General features: G+C 65.0%; 16 protein-coding genes and 1 tRNA gene. 11 read left to right on the top strand and 6 right to left on the bottom strand.

Features of this window, described 5'->3' with window-relative positions; genetic code table 11:
• Positions 1 to 82: 82 nt before the first annotated feature.
• From ACT54R_RS09235 to ACT54R_RS09210, 6 genes are all read left to right on the top strand, one after another.
• A complete protein-coding gene (locus tag ACT54R_RS09235; RefSeq protein WP_476325581.1) occupies positions 83 to 370 on the top strand; it encodes an Arm DNA-binding domain-containing protein in 288 nt (95 codons plus the stop codon).
• Between the two features lie 244 nt (positions 371 to 614).
• Positions 615 to 1,157: a hypothetical protein gene (locus tag ACT54R_RS09230; RefSeq protein WP_476325579.1), complete on the top strand. Its 543-nt coding sequence runs from the start codon at positions 615 to 617 to the stop codon at positions 1,155 to 1,157.
• Positions 1,085 to 2,404 carry a hypothetical protein gene (locus ACT54R_RS09225; RefSeq protein WP_476325577.1) on the top strand — a complete coding sequence of 440 codons (1,320 nt, stop codon included), beginning with the start codon at positions 1,085 to 1,087 and terminating at the stop codon, positions 2,402 to 2,404. The genes ACT54R_RS09230 and ACT54R_RS09225 overlap by 73 nt, the downstream gene beginning before the upstream one ends.
• An 11-nt stretch (positions 2,405 to 2,415) precedes the next feature.
• Complete coding sequence (locus ACT54R_RS09220) at positions 2,416 to 2,760, top strand: hypothetical protein (protein WP_476325575.1); 345 nt, start codon at positions 2,416 to 2,418, stop codon at positions 2,758 to 2,760.
• 702 nt (positions 2,761 to 3,462) lie between these two features.
• Positions 3,463 to 5,199 (top strand): ABC transporter permease, encoded by a 1,737-nt coding sequence (locus ACT54R_RS09215; protein WP_476325573.1) that lies wholly within the window; start codon positions 3,463 to 3,465, stop codon positions 5,197 to 5,199.
• 11 nt (positions 5,200 to 5,210) lie between these two features.
• Positions 5,211 to 6,551: an ABC transporter ATP-binding protein gene (locus ACT54R_RS09210; RefSeq protein WP_476325571.1), complete on the top strand. Its 1,341-nt coding sequence runs from the start codon at positions 5,211 to 5,213 to the stop codon at positions 6,549 to 6,551.
• A gap of 288 nt (positions 6,552 to 6,839) precedes the next feature.
• Here ACT54R_RS09210 and ACT54R_RS09205 read toward each other — a convergent pair whose 3' ends face one another.
• Positions 6,840 to 7,493 carry a tetratricopeptide repeat protein gene (locus tag ACT54R_RS09205; RefSeq protein WP_476325569.1) on the bottom strand — a complete coding sequence of 218 codons (654 nt, stop codon included), beginning with the start codon at positions 7,491 to 7,493 and terminating at the stop codon, positions 6,840 to 6,842.
• On the opposite strand from ACT54R_RS09205, the gene ACT54R_RS09200 reads away from it, so the two are divergent.
• Positions 7,492 to 7,881, top strand: a complete 390-nt coding sequence (locus ACT54R_RS09200) for a hypothetical protein (RefSeq protein ID WP_476325567.1) — start codon at positions 7,492 to 7,494, stop codon at positions 7,879 to 7,881. The genes ACT54R_RS09205 and ACT54R_RS09200 overlap by 2 nt on opposite strands.
• Positions 7,882 to 7,969: 88 nt before the next feature.
• The gene (locus ACT54R_RS09195; protein ID WP_476325565.1) at positions 7,970 to 8,221 is read left to right on the top strand and encodes a hypothetical protein; all 252 of its coding nucleotides are present in this window, start codon (positions 7,970 to 7,972) and stop codon (positions 8,219 to 8,221) included.
• A 730-nt stretch (positions 8,222 to 8,951) separates the two neighbouring features.
• Here the strand turns inward: ACT54R_RS09195 and ACT54R_RS09190 are convergent.
• On the bottom strand, positions 8,952 to 9,113 hold the full coding sequence (locus tag ACT54R_RS09190) for a hypothetical protein (protein ID WP_476325563.1): 162 nt from the start codon (positions 9,111 to 9,113) through the stop codon (positions 8,952 to 8,954).
• Positions 9,114 to 9,267: 154 nt separating this feature from the next.
• On the opposite strand from ACT54R_RS09190, the gene ACT54R_RS09185 reads away from it, so the two are divergent.
• Both ACT54R_RS09185 and ACT54R_RS09180 read left to right on the top strand, forming a co-directional pair.
• A complete protein-coding gene (locus tag ACT54R_RS09185; RefSeq protein ID WP_476325561.1) occupies positions 9,268 to 9,423 on the top strand; it encodes a hypothetical protein in 156 nt (51 codons plus the stop codon).
• 1,706 nt (positions 9,424 to 11,129) lie between these two features.
• The gene (locus ACT54R_RS09180) at positions 11,130 to 12,398 is read left to right on the top strand and encodes a hypothetical protein (protein WP_476325559.1); all 1,269 of its coding nucleotides are present in this window, start codon (positions 11,130 to 11,132) and stop codon (positions 12,396 to 12,398) included.
• 149 nt (positions 12,399 to 12,547) lie between these two features.
• Here the strand turns inward: ACT54R_RS09180 and ACT54R_RS09175 are convergent.
• The 4 genes from ACT54R_RS09175 to ACT54R_RS09160 all read right to left on the bottom strand — a co-directional run bounded on the left by ACT54R_RS09175 (position 12,548) and on the right by ACT54R_RS09160 (position 17,256).
• A tRNA-Ala gene (locus tag ACT54R_RS09175) sits at positions 12,548 to 12,623 on the bottom strand.
• A gap of 98 nt (positions 12,624 to 12,721) precedes the next feature.
• Complete coding sequence (locus ACT54R_RS09170; RefSeq protein WP_476325558.1) at positions 12,722 to 15,964, bottom strand: efflux RND transporter permease subunit; 3,243 nt, start codon at positions 15,962 to 15,964, stop codon at positions 12,722 to 12,724.
• A gap of 2 nt (positions 15,965 to 15,966) precedes the next feature.
• The gene (locus ACT54R_RS09165) at positions 15,967 to 17,001 is read right to left on the bottom strand and encodes an efflux RND transporter periplasmic adaptor subunit (RefSeq protein WP_476325556.1); all 1,035 of its coding nucleotides are present in this window, start codon (positions 16,999 to 17,001) and stop codon (positions 15,967 to 15,969) included.
• A gap of 51 nt (positions 17,002 to 17,052) precedes the next feature.
• Positions 17,053 to 17,256: a YgaP family membrane protein gene (locus ACT54R_RS09160; protein ID WP_168458389.1), complete on the bottom strand. Its 204-nt coding sequence runs from the start codon at positions 17,254 to 17,256 to the stop codon at positions 17,053 to 17,055.
• A gap of 114 nt (positions 17,257 to 17,370) precedes the next feature.
• Here ACT54R_RS09160 and ACT54R_RS09155 point away from each other — a divergent pair, with 114 nt between their 5' ends.
• Positions 17,371 to 17,664 (top strand): ArsR/SmtB family transcription factor, encoded by a 294-nt coding sequence (locus tag ACT54R_RS09155; RefSeq protein WP_476325554.1) that lies wholly within the window; start codon positions 17,371 to 17,373, stop codon positions 17,662 to 17,664.
• The last annotated feature ends 188 nt before the right edge of the window (positions 17,665 to 17,852 follow it).

Raw genomic sequence — 17,852 nt, 5'->3', positions numbered from 1 at the left:
TCCCGTCTATGGGAGTCTACCATAGACAACGACGATCTAAGTTTGCTGCTGGGGCAGATGCTAGGGCAGCGCTGGGGCAGAGATGGGCCGCGAGACGGAGAGGCTGACCTCACGCACGGTCGCGACACTCACCACGCCGGGGCGGCATGCCGACGGCGGCAACCTCTATCTGTCCATCTCAGCCAAAGGCGGTCGCCGGTGGATCTTCCTCTACCGTTGGGCCGGGAAGCAGCTCGAGATGGGGCTGGGCTCGGCCCGTGACGTGCCTCTCGCCCGAGCCCGCGAACTTGCCGACGCCGCCCGGGCGCAGCTCGCCGAGGGGATCAACCCTCTGGACGCGCGCCGGGCCGGGCAGGTGTTCATTGTTTGATCAGAGAGCGCGTTTGTTTGAGAAATACGCCCCACTCTCCGATTTCGATCCTGTAGATGCAATAATGCGGGATCTCGTGATCGACGCCTCAGGCGTGCGCCGGTGACCGGTGTCTTGCCCGCCCGGGATCGCACCTCGCGTAAAAAGCCCCACTCTTAGCACACGCTCATCGGTGTCAGCTTTCCCTCACACCGCGGTTAGATCGTCATTCGACGACCGCGGACAATGTGACAGGAGAGCTGCCATGACGTTTGCGCCCGGCACCACCGACACCGCCGAAATCGCCCGCCAGCGCACCGACACCTTCATTATGTGCCAGGAGCCGGAACGCCAAGGCCTACAGGTGGCCGGCTTCCGCGCCGAGGACGCTCTGGCGTACGACATCAACACTGCTGCCCTGATGCTCGGCGTGTGCCGCGCCACCGTCTTCAACGAGATCAAGAGGGGAAACCTTCAGGCCCGAAAGCTGGGGCGGAACAACGGGCGGTGCAGGCCGGCGCGATGTCCGAAGAGGACACGATGGCGGCGATGCTTCGAAGGGCGCAGCAGGACGCGGATGCCTGGAAAGCCAGACAGGCGGCCAACGAAGCCGGGCGAAGCGATGCTGTTGGCTCTGGAAACGCTGGAGCCGCATCAGCGGCCTTTGTTTCTGCAGGATATGGAAGCCAAGACGCGCCGTGAAGGGGATCTCGGGTACCTTCGGGAAATCCGGGCATGCAAGGCGATCCTGGCCTCTTCCCCGACAACCTCGCCCCCAACATCGATGAAGCCGCCGCAGGACGACTGAAGGCCGCCAGCGGGGCGACCAAGCAGCGCGCGCAGACCTTCGACGCCGGCCGGGTGGGCAGCACCATCCAGCGCTCCGGCGCCGCTGGCCCCTTCCAGATGGAAGCCTCGGTCGTGCCCGGACACTTCTTCGTGCCCGGCCCGCGCGGTTATGAGGCCATGCAGGCGCTGCGCAACGCCGCCCCCGGCGCCATGGCGCAGGTGCAGGACTATGCCCTGTCCACTTTGCGCAAGGCCGCGCAGAGCCCCCTCGACGGCACGCTCGACCCCGCCAAGGTGCAAGCGTGGCGGCAGAAGCACGCCGATGCCTTGCGGGCCATGCCCGAGGTGGACCGTATGCTCGCCGACCCGGTGGCCGCGTCCGAGGCCATGGCCAAGGCGGTTGTGGACCGCAAGGCGGCGCTGGACACCTTCGAGCAGGGCGCCGTCGCGCGGCTCCTGAACCTCTCCGACCCGGCCGACGTGACCAAGACCATCGGCGGCATCTTCTCGCGGCAGGACGCCGTGCAGCAGATGGCGCGCCTCGCCCGTGAGACGGCCGGCAACGAAGCGGCTCGCGACGGCCTGCGCAAGGCGGTGGCCGACTACATCAATCTCCGCTTCATCGGCAACACGGAGGGCGCCACGTCGGGCACGGACCTGATGCGCTCGGATGCCTTTCAGCAGTTCCTCCGCCAGAACGTGCCGGCCTTGAAGCAGGTTCTGTCCGGCCCGGAGATCATGACCCTCCAGGCCGTCCCGGCGGACCTCAAGCGCTCCAACCGGTCCATCGCAGCGGTGAAGCTGCCGGGCGGCTCCAACACGACGCAGGACATGGCCGGCGTGGCCAAGGCCGGCGGCGCGCAGTCGTGGCTCGCCCGCATCTTGTCGCCGGGGGCGCTCGCCAGCGCCGGCGCGGCGGCGGGCAGCATGACGGCCGGCGGCATCGGCGCGGCGGCTGGCGCCGGCGGTGGTGCCCAGCTTGGACGCGTCATCGAGGCCATGCGGCAGGCCGGCCTTCAGAGCGTCGATGACATCGTGAAGGATGCCCTGCTGAACCCGGAGCGCGCCCGCGCGCTGCTGGCGCAGGTGAAGGGCGAACCTACCACCGGGCAGGCCCTCAGCCTCGCCCGCGTCTACATGCGGGCCGCGGCGACCGAGAACGGCGGCTCTGAACGGCCGCAGGGGCCCAAGGAGCGCCAGGCCCCCGCCCCGAACCCGCCGCAGACCGCTCCTGCCCAGCGCTCGTTCGGCGACTTGGTCCGGTAGGACGAAGCACGATGGATGACGAGAACGATCAGGAGCGCCAGCAGCGCAACGGGCGCGGGCAGTTCGTGGCAGGCCATGCTTCCCTCGGTGGCCGCCCGCGCGGTGCCCGGAACCGGCTGGGCGAGGAGTTCCTCGAGAAGCTCTATGCCGACTTCGCGGAACATGGGCCGGAGGCCATTGCCCGCGTCCGTGAGGAGAAACCCGACCAGTACCTGCGGGTGATCGCCTCGCTCCTGCCCAAGGAGGTGAAGGTGTGTACCGAAGCGGACCTGTCCGACGAAGAACTCGACCGCCGCATTCGGCAACTCGCGGCGGCGCTCGAGCTCACGTTTGGCGAGGGCGAGTTGGTGCATTGAGCGGAAGCGGTGTCAGGGCGCAGTGTCCGGCCCCTAGCCTTCCGGATACGGACTACCGCTCCCGCGGGCCTGAGGGGGCCCGCCCCCTTTTGGTCTACGGGGTGACGCTCGGGCGCGCCGAAGCCCGGGTCACAGCTTCAATCCGGACGCGTCGCCGCACCTTGCATTTTCCGCTTGACCGCGGCTGCACCCGGCGCGATAGGCGGCGACACCGGAGGCTTGGGAGTTGGAGCGTGCCCGTTCGCGGGTTCATCGAACACTCCACCGTCAGGCCGGCCGGATTTCTTGAAAGCAATCGGGTGATGGACAGTTCCAGTCGATCTAGCTCGAGCCCGCCCGCGGCCGCGCGGACCTGACCTTTCTCGTCCGGTTCACCGTCCCCGTCGGCAGGCTCCGGGACAAGAGGTGAGCCATGCGGGCGCAGTATTTCCGCAAACCTATCGCGTTCTCTCGTCGTAACGAGGACGGCGATCGAAGCCGATGCGCGCACAGGCGCAGTCCTGGCACTCATCCTGGCTGACCACAGCCCCGACGCGGCGTCGTCATGGCGTCGTCGCACGGCCGTGCTCCGCTGCGCGGCCTCGGGCAGGGCGGTTCCTGCTGTTCCGGCAGGACAGGGTGAGTCTCGGTCCCATGCGAATCCTCCCGGCACCGGCTGCCCGCCGGCGCCGTAAATTCCCAATCGCATTCGGAACTGTCGTCATGACGATGCAGCACCCGGCCCTGGAAGCGGGCCGTCGGCGGCGCTTTGCGCCGAACCTTTGGGATGCGCTGGCCTTCGGCCTGCTGTTCGGCGCCCTCATCCTGATCGTGCATGGAGGGCAGGGCACTCTCGTGCCCCTCACCGCCCTCAACCAGACCCCGGTGTCGCTCGATCCCGCCCAACTGCCGGAATATGCGCTGCGCACCACGCTGCGCATGCTGGCGGCCATCCTCGCCTCACTGGTCTTCACCTTCCTCTACGGCGCGCTGGCGGCCAAGAGCCGGCGGGCGGAGATGGTGCTCATCCCCATGCTGGACATCCTCCAGTCGGTGCCGGTGCTAGGCTTCCTGTCCTTCACCGTGGTGGGCTTCATGTCGCTCTTCCCGGGCAAGGTGCTGGGGGTCGAACTGGCGGCCATCTTCGCCATCTTCACCAGTCAGGCTTGGAACATGACCTTCAGCTTCTACCAGTCGCTGAAGACCGTGCCGCGCGACCTCGACGAGGCCACCCGCTCCTTCCGCCTCACCGGCTGGCAGCGCTTCTGGCGGCTCGAGGTGCCCTTCTCCATGCCGGGACTGGTGTGGAACACCATGATGTCCATGTCCGGCGGCTGGTTCTTCGTGGTGGCGTCGGAGGCCATTTCGGTGGGCGACACCACGATCACGCTGCCGGGCGTTGGCTCCTACGTGGCGCTCGCCATCAAGGAGCAGAACCTGCCGGCTGTCGGCTGGGCCGTGCTGGCCATGCTGGCGGTGATCGTCATCTACGACCAGTTCCTGTTCCGGCCGCTGGTGGCATGGGCCGACAAGTTCCGGGTCGAGACGTCAGCCAGCGGGGTCGCGCCCTCCTCCTGGCTGCTCTCGTCGGCCCGGCGGACGCGCCTGTTGCAACGCCTGTTGCGGCCGCTGGGAGCGGTGCTGTCCGCAGTCCCGCGCCAGCGCCTCGCCCTGCCTGCCGAGATGCCGACAGAAGCCCGTCGCGCCTGGGACAGCCCGATTGCAGACAAGCTATGGCTCGCGCTGGTGCTGGCGGTGACGGCCTACTGCCTGTGGACCATCGTCACCTTCGTCGCCACCGAACTAACCTTGCCGGAGGTGGCGCAGGCCTTCGGCCTCGGGGTGCTGACCATGCTACGGGTGATGGTGCTGATCGCCCTCGCGACCCTCATCTGGGTGCCCATCGGGGTGTGGATCGGGCTTCGGCCTGCCTGGGCTGAGAGGGTGCAGCCGCTGGCGCAGTTCCTTGCCGCCTTCCCGGCCAACATCATCTTTCCGTTCGCGGTGGTGGCCATCGTTCGGCTCGGCCTCGATCCGGACATCTGGCTGTCGCCGCTGATGGTGCTCGGCACCCAGTGGTACATCCTGTTCAACGTGGTGGCGGGGGCGAGCGCCTTCCCCAACGATCTGAGGGAGGCGGCGGGCACCTTCCGCATCCGTGGCTGGAGCTGGTGGAAGAAGGTGATGCTGCCGGGGATCTTTCCCTATTACGTGACCGGCGCCATCACCGCGAGCGGCGGCTCCTGGAACGCCTCCATCGTCGCCGAGGTCGCGAGCTGGGGTGACACCACCCTGCGCGCCCACGGCATCGGGGCCTACATCGCCGATGCCACCGCAGCGGGGGACTATCCCCGCATCGTGCTCGGCATCGCGGTGATGTCGATCTTCGTGATCCTGTTCAACCGACTGCTCTGGCGTCCGCTCTATGTGTTCGCCGGCCGCCGTCTGCGCCTCGACTGATGGAGGATGAGATGACCTTGATGGAACACCACGCCTCTGCCGTCGATACCGAGAAGAAGACTCTCGTCTCCGCATCCGGCGTCCGCCAGATCTACCACAAGGGCGAGAATGCCGATCTTGTGGTGCTGGATGACGTCGCCCTCACCATCAACGAGGGCGAGGTGGTGGGGCTGCTGGGCCGTTCGGGCTCGGGCAAGTCCACCCTGCTGCGCATCATCTCAGGCCTGGTGAAGCCCACCACCGGTCGCGTGGAATGGTGCGGCAAGCCCGTCACCGGCCCGTGCGAGGGCCTCTCCATGGTGTTTCAGAGCTTTGCGCTCTTCCCCTGGCTCACCGTGCTGGAGAATGTGGAGGTGGGGCTCGACGCCATCGGCGTACCGGCCGCGGAAGGCCGGCGCCGCGCTATTCAGGCCATCGACCTCATCGGCCTCGACGGCTTCGAGAGCGCGTATCCCAAGGAGCTGTCCGGCGGCATGCGCCAGCGCGTGGGCTTCGCCCGCGCTCTGGTGGTGCACCCGCGCCTGATGCTCATGGACGAGCCCTTCTCCGCCCTCGACGTGCTGACCGCCGAGACCCTGCGCACCGACCTCATCGACCTGTGGATCGAGGGGCGGCTGCCCATCAAATCCATCCTGATGGTCACGCACAATATCGAGGAAGCGGTGCTCATGTGCGACCGCATCCTGATCTTCTCCTCCAATCCCGGCCGGGTGGCGGCGGAGATCAAGATCGACCTGCCGCACCCGCGCGCGCGCCTCGATCCCGTGTTCCGCGCCATCGTGGATGACATCTATGGCCGCATGACCCAGCGCGCGCCGCTGGAAAGGAGCGAACCCAGTCACGAGCGCGCCGGCGTGGCGGGCATCGGCACCGCATTGCCCAACATCTCCACCAACCTGCTCTCCGGCCTGATGGAGACGCTGGCGGCACCGCCCTACAACGGCAGGGCCGACCTGCCCGTTCTCGCCGCCGCCTTGCAGATGGAGGTGGACGAGCTGTTCCCCATCGTCGAGACGCTGCAATTGTTGCGCTTCGCCGGGGTGGAAGCGGGCGACGTGACGCTGTCGGAGGCCGGCCGGCACTTTGCTGAATCCGAGGTGGATGTCCGCAAGCGCCTGTTCGCGGATCACCTGATGGCCTACGTGCCGCTGGCCGGCCTCATCCGCCGGGTGCTGGACGAGCGGCCGACCCACCGCGCGCCTTTCACCCGCTTCAGCGAGGAGCTGGAGGACCACATGTCCGAGGACTTCGCCGAAACCACCCTGCGTGCGCTCATCACCTGGGGCCGCTACGGCGAGCTGTTCGGCTATGACGAGCACGCGGGCCAGTTCAATCTGGAAAATCCGACCTGACGGATCGGCAATGGGTTGGCATTGACGCGCAACGACCGGCGCCTGGTTCCCCCGGCGTCGGCCGATGTGCTGCAAGTCACCTCTACCTCGCGGATCACCGCGGCGACGATCGGGAGCACCATTGTGCCTTCGGCATCAGCGGCCGCAAATGAATAAAGGGATTCCTGCGCTCGATGGGTCGGGAAGGGCTCTTGCGCCAAAGGGACGGCGGCACGAAACAAAGAGGTCCGGCATGGTCCCCTCAACTAAAGTATGGTGGTGGCCATGCTGCTAAAATACGGAGCTCACTCAGTTAGACGGACCTAACTGAATAGATTTCGCTTTTTGACGGTCAGCCGCTGCGTTATTGTCGTCACCAGTCATGTGATACGCCGCACGTCGCATATTATAAGCATCAACATATTTTGGGAAAAGCCCTATCGCGATGGAGCTTTCCGATATAGCCGATTTGTATAGATTCAAATTGAAATAAACCAAACCCAAACCATAGTGCGCTTGAGCCTGTGTCGTGTCTATCTTTATCGCTTCTACATAGCTTGCGATAGATAGTTCATATTTTTTTAATGAACTATAAGCTGTTCCTCTATTAATTAATGCCGATACGAAATTTGGATGAATATAAATTGCCTGATCAAAATCACTAATGGCTTTCTCAAATTCCTTTAATCGGCTAAATGCAGCCCCTCGATTGCTGAATGCCATGTGGTCCTTAGGATCAAGGCGAATTGCCTCGCTGTAGTCTGAAATCGACTGCTTTAGGTCCCCCTTTAATCGGTAGGCTAATCCGCGAGATACAAAAACGGCCGCATCCCCGCCGGCGGGTTGCGGGCCTGGCTCGCTCTCATGTGGGCGCCCAGCACCTGGGATGATGACATCTGGGAGGCAGAGGTCCGTCCTATCCTCGCGACGGTGCGCGCCTATCACGCGCGGGAGGCCGCCCATGCGTGAGCCCCGCACCCTTTCCCGACGCGGCGCCCTTCTGGGCGCTGCAGTGCTTTCCCTCGGCGCCACGATGGCGGGCGCCTCGGCCATCGCCCCCTCTGATCCCGCCTTCGCCGCCATCGCGGCCCACGCTGCCGCTCAGGCTCGCCTGAACGATATGGACAGCACGGATGCCGGCTGGGATGCTGCCCTCGATGAGGAAGGCGCCTTATGGGATGCCTTCTGCGCCTGCCGGCCGACGACGCACGACGGTCTCCCGGCCTATGCCGCACATGCCGCCGCATACCCTGATCTGTCTTGGTTGCAAGGGAAGTACGGCCCGGCGCAGATCATCGCCAACATGGCCGAGGCTTTGCGCCGCCTTCCGGTGGGAGGGGCCCATGTCTGAGTGACGCCCCAGCCGCCGGGGCCTCCTGGCGGGAGCCGCAGCGGTCGTACTCCTCGGCCCGGCCACCATCCACGCTGCCGACCCGCTCGTGGCTCTCATCGCGGCCTATCGCGCCGAGTGTGAACAGCTCAACGCGACCGTGGGCGACATCCCGGAGGATGCGCCCATGCCGATCTGGCACGCGCTCAACGAAGGCCGCATCCCGGCCGCCACGAGCAAGGCTGGGGCGATTGCCGCCCTGAGGCTAGCAATGGAGATGTGCGAGGACTTCGGAGGCGCTGACGCCATCCCGAACCTCATGCAGGCGGCCCTGAGCTTCTTGGAAGGTGCCGCAGCATGACCCGCCGCACATCCGCCGGGCGCCCTGGCCGCGCCCTCGCCACCACGCGGCAGCTTCCGGACAGCCTGAGCCCGCGCCGACTGAGAAACGACGGAAGGCCCGCAGGCAGGTCGTAACCTTATGCCAGTTGAGCGATTCTCATGGCGAATTCAAAAGCGGTATCGGACACGCCGGGTTGTTGTGAAAAATATAATAAAATAGGACACACACCATAATGGCGGATATGAACGCCTGCATTATGCAGGCCTCAGACGCTATCCTGTTGAAGTCCAACTTTTTAATTTCATCTCGGTTTATAAATGAAAAATATTTACGTACGAAATCAGGCTCTTTCCATTCATTTCTGATGTCAAATCCAAAATATATTTTATAATAATTGTAAGATAATAATGAAAGTGCAAAAATACAAAATAATATAAAGCCGGGCCTATCAAATTTGAACCCAATGCATCCAGTCTCGAATGAGATAAGTAGGCCAACAACGCAAAGAACAAGTAAAGAAAATATGAATATGCCGCAAAATAGCAAAACTCTCTTTGCGGCATCGTCCGACTGCTTTCCAGGCATCGCCACGCTCGCTATCGAGTGCAATCCAATGAACGCGACCCGTACAATAAGGAACCATCGCTTCCTGCCGTGGGCCTCATTTGAGCACTCTCCGCCCAAGAAACCAAGGAAGCGCGTGGTGGCGCCTTCTCTGCAGCAGGAGCGAACAAAAACTCACTCTGTGTCAGCCGTCCAATTTGAGCACCAGCCCAAGCTGCGCGCCCTGATGATCCTGCCGACGCTCCCGCCGGGCCATATGACGTTCCCGGTGGAGGATGATGCCTTCCACCCGCACCTGCGCCGTGGCGAGTTCGCGGTGTGGCTTGCCGATCACCAGCCGGCTCAAGGCGAGCTGCTCCTGATCGCCTATTCCGACCCACGGGTCGAATACTGCCGCACCTTCGCCCTGTGCCAGATGATGGGGCGGACCCGCTTCCGACGGCCAGGCGGCCCATGGCTGCAGCAGCCAGACGGCCGGCGCCGAACCCGTCACCTGTTGGATGGCCCGGCACTGGATCCCGCCGGCCGATCCGCGGGACCGCGAGGCCGCCCTGCGCTCCGGGCGCTTCGGCGCCAGCGAAGGGCCGTTCACCACGGAGTACGCGGCCGAGAAGCTGGTTGGGCGCGTCGTGGGCGTGTGGGTGCCCAGAATGTGATCGGCGCCTCAATCGCTTCGCGAAGGCCTCTCCCACGCCGGCCGGATCGTTCGACATTAAACACAGCGGCGCACTCACGGGCGCCGCTTATGCGCGCAATCCTTGTTTACACCACCGACCGACGGCTATTCATTGGGAAGCCAAATATCTGGCGCTAACGAGAGCGAGGCACCTTCGTGTCGTTTTGGCTGGCCATACTATCTCTTGTTGCATCCATCGCGGTCGCAATTCTGTATGCAATACGCGCGCTTCTTATGATATTCATTATGTTTTTATTTAACGATTCGTCAGCCTCTTTTGAGCAGTTGTGGCCACACATATCGATTGAGCTCGTACATATGTCGTCTCCTCTTTTATGTATCGTGCCCTTTATTGGAATTCGTTATAATATGAACTACGCGTCAGCAATTTCGTCGTTATGCATTATTGGCATGTTATTGAATGCCGTCTCCCAAGAACGCGCCCGAAAAATTCCGCAAATGACGGTGGCGGCTCGTTCAGCAGCGCTGTCGGGGCGAATGCGCACCGGCCGGAGGGTCGGCACCAGAGAAGGCCTCTGTCGTCATCCACATAATACCGCTCAGAGCCCCCTTCCAGCTGCAGCGTGAATCATGGTCATAGCGCGGCCCTCGCCGACAGTCGGGCCGGCAAGGGACCGGCAGGATGATCGGTAGACCTAAGACGCAGTTCGCGCGGATGGTTGTGAAGTTCTGTCAGGTCCGAGGGGCCGGGCTGCTCCCGCCCCGCGAGATGGCCGCTTTCCGCTCCTACCTTCTCCTGCTGCTGGCCGAAGGTGAATTGCCGCCTGGACCGCGAGGTGCGCCGGATTGGCTCCGGATTGCAGGATCGTGCGGTATTGAGGCGGAGGTTCTGGTTAAAGCTGGCGCCGGGCTGGCCCCTGTGGTGAACGCGCTTGCTCGCCAAATTTCTTCGAGGAGCCGCTGGGCGCGGTCCACCCGGCCCAAGCGGCCGGCGCCGGCCTCCGTCGAGGCAGCTGGGCCGCCCCACCAGCCGCCCGCGCCGGACCCCTGCCAAAGCGAGGTGCTCCCAGCGAAAAGGAGCGCGACTGGAAGACCGGACCGAAGCCCAAAGCCATTGTCGAATTCCCCGCCGCCCGAGAAGGCGATTGGGATGACCCCTCGACCTTTGCCGAGGCACTCGCCCTTCATATGGAAAGGCACAGCGAAACGACGTGCTACCTCGAAAGAGTGCTGGCCGCAGGCGGCTGCCCCGTATCTGTGACCACCATCCGCATGTGGCTGCGCGACCGGAAGATACCCCGCACAGCCGACAGCCTCCGTGCCTTGGACTTTTTGGATCGGCGCTACCGGCTACCTACGGGCTATCTCCGCTCTAAGGCTTCCGATGGCTGACCGGAGCCCGTCATCGAGGAAACTCCGGGCATCGACCGGGCTGAACGGCGCCGGCTCGCCTGGCACCTCCCCGACGATTTTGACCACCGCCCGCTTCGACAGCGCGAGGAGATCCTCGAATGGGTTCAGCGCGTCGTCATCACAGGCGCGACCGAATATCGGCAGGACCAAGCCGCCGCGATGAAGACCCCCTAAGCGATCCGCTTCCCGGAATTTCAGTCGAAGAAGCTGCGCAACCGCCGCTCTGCCGCCGAAGCGCGAAGGGACACGGCGGACCTTGATCCGGACCTTTCTGGCACCATCACCGACGCTCCCGCAGGGCTCGCGGCCAAGATGGCGCAGCTTGTTCGGTTCAAAACATCCACGCTCACAAGCTTCGGCCTGCAGCGTAGCGGCGTCTGGGGTGACGAGACAGCATCCCAGCGGATCGAGCATTTCGGTCTGATGTTCGGCGCCCTGGCCGCCACACCGAGTGGGGCAGTCCGCGGCTTCGGCGTCCCGCTCGAAAACCTCACGTTCGGGCTGCTGGTCTTCCCCATCGTGTGGGACTGGTACGTGCAATGGCGGGAACGCCGGCGAGGCTTCTTCACACGTTGGGAGTCGGAGATGCTGGCACTCGGGCTGTCCTTCACGAGAAAGGACACAGGATGGATCCGGCAACATCCGGCGCTCGCCGACCGGCTGCACCCGATCCCCAACCTCATCACCGAGGCAGACATCGCGAGGGCCCGCGCAGATTGGGAAGGCGCCTGCGATGCTCTCCAGAAGCACGCGCACGCCCGGGTGCCTGAGATCAAACGCGTCGTACGCGTCCATCGCGACCCGTTCGAGCCGATCCTGGCAGTGCTCGAAGCCGAGAGCCCGGTGCGGGAGTATTTGAAGATCCCCGCAGAGATTCTCCGCCTCATGCCCGACGCCAAGCGCTATCCGATAGCCGCAGCCGAGGCGGTTCGCTCGTTCCTCATGATCCGCCTCGGCCTGCGGCAGAAAAACTTGAGGCAACTTCTCGTCTGCCCGCGAGGGCGGGCACCGGCGACAGAACGCCAACTTGAGGATGCAAAACGAGGAGAGCTGCGCTGGAGCGAGCGGGATCAGGGATGGGAGGTGTTCATTCCTGCGTGCGCCTTCAAAAACGCCACCTCGTCCTATTTCGGCTCGAAGCCGTTCCGCTTGGTGCTGCCCGACCTCGGCAGCCTCTATCACTACATCGACGCCTATATCGACCGGCACCGGAAGGTGCTCCTGCGCGGAGCCTCTGATCCCCGCACCTTCTTCGTCAAATCGGTGAAGGCGAAGACGGCGGATCCGGCCTATTGCCAGAACACGTTCTATGAAGCGTGGCGGCTCACGATCCAGCGCTATGGCATCTACAATCCCTACACCGAGCGCGGCGCCATCAAGGGGCTTCTGCCCCATGGGCCGCACAACGTCCGCGATGTCCTGGCGACGCACATCCTGAAGGTGACGGGCTCCTACCAGCAGGCGAGCTACGCCATTCAGGACACGCCCGAGATGGTCGCGAGCCGCTACGGCCGGTTCCTCCCGCAGGACAAGGCCGCACTCGCTGCTCAGATCCTGAACCGGGTATGGGAGGCGGCCTGAGGGCCGCCGTCCCGCCTGATCCCGGCAAATCCCGCTTGTGTCCATCACAGACCACCCACGAGCTAATGCTCGTGCTGGGGCAGATGCTGGGGCACGATTCCCCGTCGACGAGAATTGCCGTTATATTTCAGATGTTTATGGAATTTAACTGGTGGAGCCGAGGGGAATCGAACCCCTGACCTCTGCAGTGCGATTGCAGCGCTCTCCCATCTGAGCTACGGCCCCGAACCATGGGAGGCGCCATTTATGATTTGGGGCCCCATGCTGTCAAGCGGGGAAAATCCCGGCGAGCACGCGATTTTCCGGCTGTCCACCGTTCCGCGTCACGCCCCCCGTGGTTCTTCCGCGGGCTTGCCTCTCAGGACCACGTAGATGGCGGGAATGACCAGCACGGTCAGCGCCGTGGAGGAGGCGAGGCCGAACAGAAGGGAGATGGCGAGGCCCTGGAAGATCGGATCGGTCAGAATCACCGCCGCGCCGATCATCGCCGCAAGCGCAGTCAACAGGATCGGCTTGAACCTGATGGCGCCCGCCTCCAGCAGCACCTCCTCAAGTGGGCGGCCGGGGGTCCGGGCGTGGCGGATGAAGTCCACCAGCAGGATGGAGTTGCGCACGATGATGCCGGCCAAGGCGATGAAGCCGATCATTGAGGTCGCCGAGAAGGGTGCGCCGAACAGCCAGTGGCCGGTCATGATCCCTATGAATGTCAAGGGGATAGGCGTGAGGATCACCAGCGGCAGCTTGAACGAGCCGAACTGCGCCACCACCAGGATGTAGATGCCGAGGATGGCGACGATGAAGGCGCCGCCCATGTCGCGGAAGGTGACCCAAGTCACTTCCCACTCGCCGTCCCAGAGAAGGGTCGGTTTCGCCTCGTCGGAGGGTTGGCCATGGAGGGCGATCTCCGGCTTCGGCAGATCTCCAAAATCCATGTCTGCCAAGGCCTTGGACACGGCCAGCATGCCATAGACGGGAGCCTCGTAGGCGCCGGCGAGGTCGGCCGTCACCATCTCGGCGGGGCGGCCGTTGTGGCGGAAGATGGGGAAGGAGGCGGGTTCACGGAGGACCCGGACCACGTCGCCCAGCTCCACCACGCCGCGGCCGCCGGGCAGGGCGTTGGCGGGCACGGGGGTCGCCAGGGTACGCTCGTCTACGACCTTGTTTCCCTTGGACATTTGGAGGCGGATCGGGATCGGCGCCCGGCCGTTGCCGCGGTGGGAATAGCCCAGGGTGCCACCGGCGAAGATGGAGCGGATGGCGTCGTACACATCCCCTTGTTCCACCTTGTAGAATTCGAGGTTGTCCTGGTCGATGGCGAGGCGGACGCGCTCGCCCGGCGTGCCGAAGCTGTCGTCCACGTCCACGATAAAGGGAACGTTTTCAAAGGCTTGCCGAACCTTCCGGGCGACCGCGCGACGGGTCTCGGCGTCCGGGCCGTAGATTTCGGCAAGGAGGGTCGACAGCACCGGCGGGCCGGGGGGCGGCTCGACCACCTTGAGCGACGAGCCCGGTGGAAGTGCGATTGATTTCAGTCTGTTACGGACATCCAAAGCGATCTCATGGCTGGTGCGCGAGCGCTCATTTTTCGCCTTCAGGTTGATCTGGATGTCCCCCTGCCGCGGGGCGGAGCGGAGGCCATAATGGCGCACCAATCCGTTGAAGTTGAACGGCGCGGCAGTGCCGGCATGGGTCTCGAACGAGACGGATTCGGGCAGGTCCGAGAGCGCGTTCACCAGGGTGTTCAGCGTGGATTCGGTCCGTTCCACGGGGGTGTCAGCCGGCATGTCGAGAATGACGGCCAGTTCGGTCTTGTTGTCGAACGGAAGAAGCTTGACCGTCACCGCGTGGGTATAGAAGAGGCTGAGGGACGCGAGGGTCGCCACCCCCACGGTGGCGAGGAAGGCACCCGCCCGGGCGCGGGAGGCGAGGATGGGCTTCGCCACCCGCACATAGAAGCGCCCCAGCCGGCCTCCGTCGGCGGCCTCCGCATGGACCTCGTGACCTTTCCCTGCCCGCCCCGCGATGCGCAGCATCAGCCAGGGGGTGAGGATGACGGCGACGAAGAAGGAGAAGACCATCGCCGCCGAGGCGTTGGCCGGGATGGGGCTCATGTAGGGGCCCATCATGCCGGAGACGAACAGCATGGGCAGGAGGGCGGCCACCACGGTCAGGGTGGCGACGATGGTGGGGTTGCCCACCTCCGCCACCGCGTCGATGGCGCCCTGCGCCCGCGAGCGGCCATCCTTCATGGCCCAGTGGCGGGCGATGTTCTCGATGACGACGATGGCGTCGTCCACCAGGATGCCGATGGAGAAGATGAGCGCGAACAGGCTCACCCGGTTCAGCGTGTAGCCCATGAGGCGGGCGGCGAAGAGGGTGAGGAGGATGGTGGTGGGGATGACCACCGCCACCACCAGCGCCTCGCGCCAGCCGATGGCGAAGCCCACCAGCACGACGATGGAGACGGTGGCGAGGCCGAGGTGCAGCAGCAGCTCGTTGGCCTTCTCGTTGGCGCTCTCGCCGTAATTGCGGGTGACCTTCACCTCCACGTCGGCGGGGAGGGCGGAGCCGTGCGCGGCCTCGATCTGGCGCAGCACGGCCTCGGCGATGACCACCGCATTGGTGCCGGGGCGCTTGGCGATGGCGAGCGACACTGCCGGGCGCCGGGTGAGTCCTTCGGGCCCCTTCTCGATATGGGTGACGTAATGTTCCGCCGGCTGGGTGGCGAGGCTCACGTCCGCCACGTCGCGCACATAGACGGGGCGTCCGTCGCGGGAGGTGAGCAGGATGCCGCCGATCTCGGAAGGGGTCTGAAGCGTCTGGCCGGCGACGAGGGTGCGCTGGCCATTGGCCTCGCGCACGGTGCCGGTGTTGAAGGTGCGGTTTGCGCCTTCGAGCTTGCCCTGCAACTGGGCGAGGGTGATGCCGTAGAGGGACAGGCGCTCGGGATCGGGCGCGACGCGGATTTCCTCCGGCTGCTCGCCGACGATGTAGGTGAGGCCGATGTCGGGCAGCTTGGCGATGTCGGCCTGCAGCTCCCGCGCCACGCGGGTGAGATCATTAGCGGTCCAGCGCCCGGCCGCGTCCGGCTTGGGCACGAGGGTGAGCACGAGGATGGCCACGTCATCGATGGAGCGGCCGACGATCAAAGGCTCGGTGATGCCCACCGGGATGCGGTCGAGATTGGCCCGCACTTTCTCGTGGACGCGCAGGATGGCGGCGTCCGGGCTGGTGCCGGTGAGGAAGCGTGCGGTGACGAGGACGCCATCGTCCTCGGTCTGCGAATAGACGTGCTCCACCCCGTCGATGGCCTTGACGATGGTTTCCAGCGGCTCGGTGACGAGCTTCACCGCATCCTCGGCCTTCAGCCCCTGGGCCGAGACGCGGATATCCACCATGGGCACGGAAATCTGCGGCTCCTCCTCGCGCGGCAAGGTGATGAGCGCGATGAGGCCGAAGGCGAAGGCCGCGACCAGCAGCAGCGGCGTCAAAGGCGAAGCGATGAAGGTGCGCGTGAGCACGCCGGCGATGCCGAGAGGGCGGGTGTCGGGGGAGGTCTCGCTCATGATCAGCGCCCCGCCGCGGAGATCACGTCCGCGTCCTTGAGGCCGGTGAGGATTTCCACCCGTTCGCCGCCGTCGCCGGGAAAGCGCTCGCCGAGGATGACGGGCACGTCGAGCGGGCCGCGCGGCGTCACCAGCGTGACGTAATCGATGCCGTGCTCGGTGCGCACGAGCGTCGCGGGAATGGCGAGCACGGCCCTCTTGCCGATCTCCACCCACACGAGGGTGCGCTCGTTGACGAAATAAGTGCCGAGGCCGTCCACCTCCACGTCGGCCATGACGCGGCCGGCGGCGATTTCCGGATACACCTTCACGATGCGGCCAGGTCGGGCGGTGGCTGGCGAGCCGGCCTTGTCCTGCGAGATGCCGCGTTCGCCGATGCGCACCGTGCCGCCCTCGCGGATGGAGGTGGCATGGCGCTCGGGCAAGGAGAGCCTGAGATAATAGGGGCCGGAGGCGACGCGGGCGATCTCGTCGCCGGCCAGCACCACGCTTCCGGGCGTGACCGGAACGGTGAGGACGCGGCCATCGGCGGGGGCGATGACCGCGCCCTCGCGGGCGCGCTGCAGGATCACGGCGCGGTCCGCTTCTGCGGCCGTCACCTGGTTGGTGGCGACATCGAACTGGGTCTTCGCGGTATCAAGCCGGGCCTGGCTGGCGACGCCGCGGGCGAGCAGTTGCTGGGCGCGGTCCAGCTCGGTCCTGGCGTTGTCGAGCTGGGACTTCAGCTCCTTGATCTTGGCGTCGGCGGCGTTGAGGGTGAGAGCGTTCTTGTCGTCCACCACCAGCGCGATCTCGTCGCCCTCCTTCACGCTGTCGCCCTCGGAGACAGAGACGGCACGCACCGTGCCGCCGATGCGGGCGCGGGCGGGCACCACGGTGCGGCTCTTCACCTCGCCGAACACGCCCTTCAGCTCCGGCACTTCCACGCTGCGCACGGTGAAATCGGCCGCACGGGCAAAGGTGGCGCCGGCAACGGGCACAAGGGCGGCCATCGCCGCCGCGAGGGCCGCGGCGGGCGGGAGGAAGCGCTGGGACATGGTGGCTCTCTCTGCCCGGGCTCGCGCCGGGCGGGGGTCAGATCAGGACGTTCAGTTGAAGGCGACGCCGGGCTTCACGCCCAGCTTCTTGAGCAGCATGGCCGCCGGGCAGAAGCCGGTGACGGACGCCTGCATCAGGTTCGCGCCCACGAAGGCGGTCAGCCAGAAGAAATAGGGCGACACGGTGAGGCCCAGGCCGAGCGACGCCAGCACCATGAACCCCGCAAACATCATGACGATGCGATCGACAGACATTATCCTGCTCCGTTGGAGCGCTTCTCTGGGCGCTCCTCTCGTGCGGGCCTCCCCGCGTTGGCATTGCATCTAACATTCAATTATCATAAATTCAAGACTATGAATGTTGTTGAAATGATCCCGGCCTCCGAGCGGGCCGCCGAACTCATGCGCAGCCTGTCCCACCCGCAGCGCCTGCTGGTTCTGTGCGCGCTGGTGGATGGCGAGAAGTCCGTGGCGCAGCTCCGCGACGAACTCGCCATCGAGCAGGTGCCCATGTCGCAGCAGCTCATGCGCCTGCGGTCGGATGGGCTTGTGGAAGCCCGCCGCGAGGGCACCAGCGTGTTCTATCGCATCGCGCGGGAGGAAGTGCTGGCGGTGATCGCCGCGCTTCACAAGGCGTTCTGCCCGAGCCGGGTGGAGTGCTGAGCCGCCTTCTGGGTCGGTGATGGCGGTGATCGCGTTAGGCGGTCTTCCGCGCCCCGGACGCATGGAGCGCCAGCGCAATGCGAGCCGGGGCCCAGCGCAAGGGACCGCCGAAGGCGCTTCCTGACCCAAGCATCCTCAGGCATTGCCCGCTGCGCGGAACTCTTGCGCTGGACCCCGGATCAGCGCTC

It is taken from the genome of Xanthobacter sp. DMC47 (genome assembly GCF_056313845.1).
This window is presented reverse-complemented; position numbering and strand designations above follow the sequence as displayed.

What these genes read in the sequence shown, in the direction of transcription:
- ACT54R_RS09205 (WP_476325569.1), bottom strand. Translation starts at nt 7,493, where the DNA reads ATGGGCGGCCTCCCGCGCGTGATAGGCGCGCACCGTCGCGAGGATAGG.
- ACT54R_RS09185 (WP_476325561.1), top strand. Translation starts at nt 9,268, where the DNA reads ATGGCCCGGCACTGGATCCCGCCGGCCGATCCGCGGGACCGCGAGGCC.
- ACT54R_RS09235 (WP_476325581.1), top strand. Translation starts at nt 83, where the DNA reads ATGGGCCGCGAGACGGAGAGGCTGACCTCACGCACGGTCGCGACACTC.
- ACT54R_RS09160 (WP_168458389.1), bottom strand. Translation starts at nt 17,256, where the DNA reads ATGTCTGTCGATCGCATCGTCATGATGTTTGCGGGGTTCATGGTGCTG.
- ACT54R_RS09215 (WP_476325573.1), top strand. Translation starts at nt 3,463, where the DNA reads ATGACGATGCAGCACCCGGCCCTGGAAGCGGGCCGTCGGCGGCGCTTT.
- ACT54R_RS09155 (WP_476325554.1), top strand. Translation starts at nt 17,371, where the DNA reads ATGATCCCGGCCTCCGAGCGGGCCGCCGAACTCATGCGCAGCCTGTCC.
- ACT54R_RS09210 (WP_476325571.1), top strand. Translation starts at nt 5,211, where the DNA reads ATGACCTTGATGGAACACCACGCCTCTGCCGTCGATACCGAGAAGAAG.
- ACT54R_RS09180 (WP_476325559.1), top strand. Translation starts at nt 11,130, where the DNA reads ATGGCGCAGCTTGTTCGGTTCAAAACATCCACGCTCACAAGCTTCGGC.
- ACT54R_RS09200 (WP_476325567.1), top strand. Translation starts at nt 7,492, where the DNA reads ATGCGTGAGCCCCGCACCCTTTCCCGACGCGGCGCCCTTCTGGGCGCT.
- ACT54R_RS09165 (WP_476325556.1), bottom strand. Translation starts at nt 17,001, where the DNA reads ATGTCCCAGCGCTTCCTCCCGCCCGCCGCGGCCCTCGCGGCGGCGATG.
- ACT54R_RS09170 (WP_476325558.1), bottom strand. Translation starts at nt 15,964, where the DNA reads ATGAGCGAGACCTCCCCCGACACCCGCCCTCTCGGCATCGCCGGCGTG.
- ACT54R_RS09230 (WP_476325579.1), top strand. Translation starts at nt 615, where the DNA reads ATGACGTTTGCGCCCGGCACCACCGACACCGCCGAAATCGCCCGCCAG.
- ACT54R_RS09220 (WP_476325575.1), top strand. Translation starts at nt 2,416, where the DNA reads ATGGATGACGAGAACGATCAGGAGCGCCAGCAGCGCAACGGGCGCGGG.
- ACT54R_RS09225 (WP_476325577.1), top strand. Translation starts at nt 1,085, where the DNA reads ATGCAAGGCGATCCTGGCCTCTTCCCCGACAACCTCGCCCCCAACATC.